The following is a 5,149-nucleotide window of genomic DNA, read 5'->3' as shown; positions in this document are numbered from 1 at the left end:
GAAGACTCATCCATCCAACCCACTCCCCCGTCCGCCGTCTTACAGAGGCGTCCTCACATCTCAATTAAATTCCTACATTGAATAAATACACTGAGCCGCCCTTTTCCTCCTGATTTGAGGAAAAAGGCGGCTCAGCGGCTGCAGGCCCGAAGCTGGGGGCTGTACCCCTAAATCTGGACACTTCTCCTAGTGGGGGACTGTCTTAAAGCGTCCTTTCAGGCTGCGGGCCCAAATACGGAATGGGGTGCACTTCGGCGTCCGACCTCTCCTATACCGGGATTACTCCCATTACTACCGCCACGATTACAATTGTCAATGAAATCAGCCACAGCCACACAAAACTGTGTTTCTGGTGGTCTCCCAGGTCTACTCCGGTCAGGCCGGTCAGGAGGAAGGTGGATGGGGTCAGCGGGGAAATTGGGAAGCCGACCGTGATCTGGCCGCAGATGGCGGCGCGGCCTACGGCCAGTGCCGGAACACCGGCTACCTCGGCTGCTACCGCGATGACAGGCAGTACCGCATAGTAGAAGCTGTCCGGGTCGAACATCAGGGACAGAGGCATTGAGAATACTGCCACAAATATTGCAATGTGTCCCATAATTGCTACAGGAAGGATATCACAAAGGCCCTGTGCCATCGCTTCCAGCATTCCGCATCCTCCAAGGATACCCGTAAAACAGCCGGCTCCGAACAGCGTGGAGGCCATCATCATGGCTGCCACCGCATGCTCGTCCATCCGCTTGCCTTGTTCTTTCAGGTCGCGGTAGTTTACAAGCATGGCGATACAGAGTGCAGCCATAAAGCAGCCTGCGGGCGGAAGAATTTCCATTACCAGCGATACGATGGTAACAACAATCAGCAGGATATTGAACCAGACAAGGCGCGGACGGCGTTTGGATTTCTCCTCCTCCGGCAAATCGTCGAACTTGGGAGGCTCAACCGAGATCGCTTCCAGCGTCCCTTTTAAACGTTTTCTCTCCTTCAGGCCAAACATCACGGCGACTGCAAAACAGGCAGCTATACCGCAGAGCTGAGGGATAATCATCGGATTGTACAGGTCGGTCAGGGATACTTCCAGTGCGGTTGCCGCACGGATTGTCGGTCCTCCCCAGGGAACCAGGTTCATTGTTCCCGCTCCTGCCGCCACTACGGTAGCCAGTACACGGCGATCCATCTTAAGCTTGTCATAGATGGGCAGAAGCGCCGGAATCGTAATTAAAAAGGTGGTTGCACCGGAACCGTCCAAATGGGTCATCAGTGTGATAATCAGTGTTCCGATGCAGATTTTTAAGGGATCCTTTCCAATAATTTTTAAAATCCTGTTTACTACAATTTCAAACGCCCCGACGTCACCCATAATGCCAAAAAAGGCAACGGCAAAAATAAACATGACTCCGGTAGCGGCTACGCTCTTGATTCCCGCCGTTATGTATCCTCCCATGCTGGCTCCCTGCCCCACAAGGACACAGGCAATCATAGGAACTGCGATCAGCGCGACCAGTGTCGAGCATTTTTTTGTCATGATTAAAAACATCACGACCAATATAGTCAGTAACCCCGCTATTGCTAACATAACTTTTCCTCCTTATATTTTCCTTTATTCCCGTATTTCTATTATTTTTGTTCTATGCTATAATAATTCAGAATGATATATCACCCTATAATGCGTGAAAATCCGCGTTTTCGCGTTAACAAACCAGTATAAAACACCAGCAGTAAATGATATGCGGCACCGGTATGGAGGAATCTGATGGAATTATTGCAATTACGCTATTTTAAGGCAGTCGCCGAAAATGAGAACCTGACCCAGACTGCAAACCAGCTCTACATTTCCCCTCCCTCCTTAAGTTCCACCATCTCGCGTCTTGAGAAGGAACTGGGGACGGAGCTTTTTGATCGCCAGGGAAACAGACTGCACCTGAATGCCAGAGGCTACGTTTTTCTGGAACATGTCAACCAGATGCTCAGCTCGCTGGATAACGCAGTGTCCGAACTGCGGGATATGGAGGCGCAGCGGGATATTCTGCTCTCGGTCGCCACCACCAGCCCCAATGTCTGGATTGAACTTTTTTCTTCTTTCCAGCTTGAACATCCGGAAATACGCGTCACCCACACCTCACTCCGCCTGGATGAACTTCAGAATCCCGGCTGCCTTTATAAATATGATTTTGTCATTGCCAGTCCCACCGATGTACCGGCTCACTGGAAACACAGCGAACTGCTTTATAATGACGACTCCCCCGTGCTTCTCGTTCATCCGGATCATCCTCTCTCCAAGAGAAGGCAGATCAGCCTGACCGAGGTAAAGGACGAGCCTTTTGTCGCCCTCACACCCGGATTTTCCTCCCGCAAATACTTTGATGATCTGTGTGTGAGAGCCGGTTTCACTCCGCATATTGCAATCGAATGCGATTATATGATGCGCTCCTACATGGTGATGAAGAAAATCGGCGTGGCCCTTGCCACCGCATATACAAACTATGCGCGTCTGTATGACGGAACCTGCTGCATCGATATCACGGAGCCGGTTTTTCCGCGCGTCCAGGCGCTGTTCCGCGATGAAAAGAGATACATGAACGCGGCCGCGGCCAAATTCCAGGATTTTGCCTGCAGCTTTTATCCAGGCCATTCCTGCCGGAAACGGTATCCGCTATAAGATGCCTTCCGCCTTTAACCCGGCGAGACGTTCCCGGGTAATGCCCAGAAACTCGCCGTATATTTTCTCATTGTCCTGCCCCAGCAGGGGTGCGGGCTTTGTGATGCGGGGCGCCGTCTCCGTCATTTTAACCGCATCCCCGTTCACATGCATTTTTCCAATGACGGGATGCTCCACAACGGGGAACATCTCTCTGGCTACGGCTATATGTTCGTCTTTTACAATCTGGCTGATATCATAAACGGGACCTGCCGGAACTCCGGCGTCCAGAGCCATGGAAACAAGCTCCTCCACCGTGTAGCTCCTGCTCCATCCCTCGATCAGTATTTTCAGTTCATCCATGTTTTCCACCCGAAGCACATTTGATAAAAACCTCGGGTCGTCAATCCATTCCGGATGGCCTGCCACTTCACGGCTGAAAATCTCAAACAGTTTCTGGTTTCCGCAGGCGATGATGCAGAGTCCGTCCCTGGCCCGGTAGGAATCATAGGGCGCCAGGGCCGCATAGGCATTTCCATTCCGTTTATAAACCTCGTTGGTTACCCAGTAGCGGGTAAACGCATTTTCCAGTGACACCGCTATGCTGTCCACCAGAGCAATATCTACCTTCTGTCCGTGTCCAATCAGCGTTCTGGCGTGAACGGCGGCCAGCACACCGATCGCCATATTCATTCCGCCCAGGATATCTCCCATGGCATTGCCCGCCCTGGTCGGTTCCCCGCCCTTCGGGCCGGTCAGGCTCATCAGCCCTCCCATGGCCTGCGCCAGGATATCGTAACCGGGCCGCTTTGAGTACGGGCCATAAGAACCGAATCCAGACACCGCGGCATAGATAATCTGGTCATTTACTTTTCTCAGTTCCTCATAGCCGAGTCCCAGTTTTTCCATAACTCCGGGCCGGTAATTTTCCAGCACCACATCGGCTTTTTTCACCATTTCCAAAAAAATAGCTTTTCCTTCCTCTGCTTTCAGGTTCAGCGTAATGCCGTATTTACTCCGGTTCAGCATTGCAAAATAGGCGGATTCACCGTTTACGTACGGACCATAGGCCCTGCTGTCATCTCCCGTCCCGGGTCTCTCGATTTTGATAACCCTGGCTCCCATATCTCCCAGCAGGGAACTGCAGAACGGTCCCGCAACAACGCGCGTCAGATCCAGGATTGTCAAATCGCTGAGCGCTCCCGTTTCCTTCGTTTTTTCTATTTTTTCCTCCTTTTCTGCTGCCCCTTTTTCTACTTTTCCGTCTTTCCCGTCCGGCTCCTGCTTTATCATTCCTCCGGCCTCCTTTTATCTACCATGCGGCGCAGGACTCCGTCCGCCACCGGCTCATTCTTCTGGTTCAGAACCTCATATTTCATTCCGATGATTCCCCGTTTTCCCTCCTTTGTCTCCCTCTTATCCTCGATCACAAGGCGGAGCCGTATCGTGTCCCCTATTTTGACCGGTTTTAAAAACCTCCATTTATCAATTCCCAGAAAAATTGAGTTTTTGAAAATACCGATTCTGACATAGAGGCCGTTGGCAATGGCAAGTGTCAGCATCCCATGCACGATTCTGGTCCCGTAAGGAGTCGTCTCGGCAAAAGCCTCACTCGTGTGCAGTTCATTATAATCCCCGGTGATGCCTGCAAACTGAAAAACATCGGATTCGCTGACCGTACGGGAGGGCGACAGGAACTCGTCTCCCACATCCACATCCTCATAGGTCAGCAATGTTTCTTCTCTTTTCATTCTAAATCCCTCCCAATTCATTTTTATGTATTTACAATATCATTTGAATCGGTTAATTGTATATCACATTCAAAGTTAAGGGAGGTTAATCTGGAATGAAACTCTTAGGGAAAAGGATGCAGTAAAAGGCGGTATCGTGAAATTATTGGGTGGACGTTAACTTTGAAGTTAAGATTTATCGTCTAAATTGATACATTATTTTAACGGCAGCGTCTTCTTTTACGGAGCAGGGAAGATCAAAATAAGGGTATCCCTCAGGCTATGCTGCAGCCTTTCGGGATACCCTTCACTTAGTTTACGTTTGTTGTTTACATTTGTTTTGTTTACATTTGTTTTGTTTACATTTGATCAGTTTCCATTTGATCAGTTTCCATTTGTACTATTCCTCGCAACATCCGAGGTTGCGCATAGCCGGTACAAACTTGGCCATCAGCGGAATATAGGTAATTACAAAGGCAGCCGCCGCCAACAGAAGCAGGCCTTTCCTCCACCGCTTCGGAGCCGTAAGCCCGATGACAATACCGGCAGCACAGAGGCAGATTTTAAGAAGAGCCATGTCCTGCCACTTCATTCCTTTTATATACTCTTCCGCCACATGAAACAATTTCTCCATAAATTCGACTCCTTTCTTCAAAATACGCCGTGTTCTTATAGATTCATTGTAACATGATGATGTGCAGATTTCCATATATTATTCAGAAACATCAAGTGAGGATTTAGTTGAGATGCGAGGACGCCTCTGTAAGACGGCGGACGGGGGAGT

General features: G+C 49.9%; 5 protein-coding genes. 1 reads left to right on the top strand and 4 read right to left on the bottom strand.

Going from position 1 to position 5,149, the window contains the following annotated elements; translation table 11 throughout:
* Positions 1-268: 268 nt before the first annotated feature.
* Positions 269-1,573 (bottom strand): CitMHS family transporter, encoded by a 1,305-nt coding sequence (locus QZT18_RS23285; protein WP_294152106.1) that lies wholly within the window; start codon positions 1,571-1,573, stop codon positions 269-271.
* A gap of 177 nt (positions 1,574-1,750) precedes the next feature.
* Between QZT18_RS23285 and QZT18_RS23280 the strand changes: the two genes are divergently transcribed.
* Positions 1,751-2,656: a LysR family transcriptional regulator gene (locus tag QZT18_RS23280; RefSeq protein ID WP_294152104.1), complete on the top strand. Its 906-nt coding sequence runs from the start codon at positions 1,751-1,753 to the stop codon at positions 2,654-2,656.
* On the opposite strand, the gene QZT18_RS23275 is transcribed toward QZT18_RS23280, so the two are convergent.
* From QZT18_RS23275 to QZT18_RS23265, 3 genes are all read right to left on the bottom strand, one after another.
* The gene (locus tag QZT18_RS23275; RefSeq protein WP_294152102.1) at positions 2,651-3,928 is read right to left on the bottom strand and encodes a CaiB/BaiF CoA-transferase family protein; all 1,278 of its coding nucleotides are present in this window, start codon (positions 3,926-3,928) and stop codon (positions 2,651-2,653) included. The genes QZT18_RS23280 and QZT18_RS23275 overlap by 6 nt on opposite strands.
* Positions 3,925-4,386: a MaoC/PaaZ C-terminal domain-containing protein gene (locus QZT18_RS23270; RefSeq protein ID WP_294152100.1), complete on the bottom strand. Its 462-nt coding sequence runs from the start codon at positions 4,384-4,386 to the stop codon at positions 3,925-3,927. The genes QZT18_RS23275 and QZT18_RS23270 overlap by 4 nt, the downstream gene beginning before the upstream one ends.
* Positions 4,387-4,765: 379 nt before the next feature.
* Positions 4,766-4,999 (bottom strand): permease of phosphate ABC transporter, encoded by a 234-nt coding sequence (locus tag QZT18_RS23265; protein ID WP_227030940.1) that lies wholly within the window; start codon positions 4,997-4,999, stop codon positions 4,766-4,768.
* Positions 5,000-5,149 lie beyond the last annotated feature (150 nt).

Origin of the sequence: uncultured Clostridium sp. (genome assembly GCF_900547735.1) — a bacterium.
Classification (GTDB): Bacteria; Bacillota; Clostridia; order Lachnospirales; family Lachnospiraceae; genus Otoolea.
Note: the sequence above shows the minus strand (reverse complement) of the source record. Positions and strands in the feature narration are given on the sequence as shown.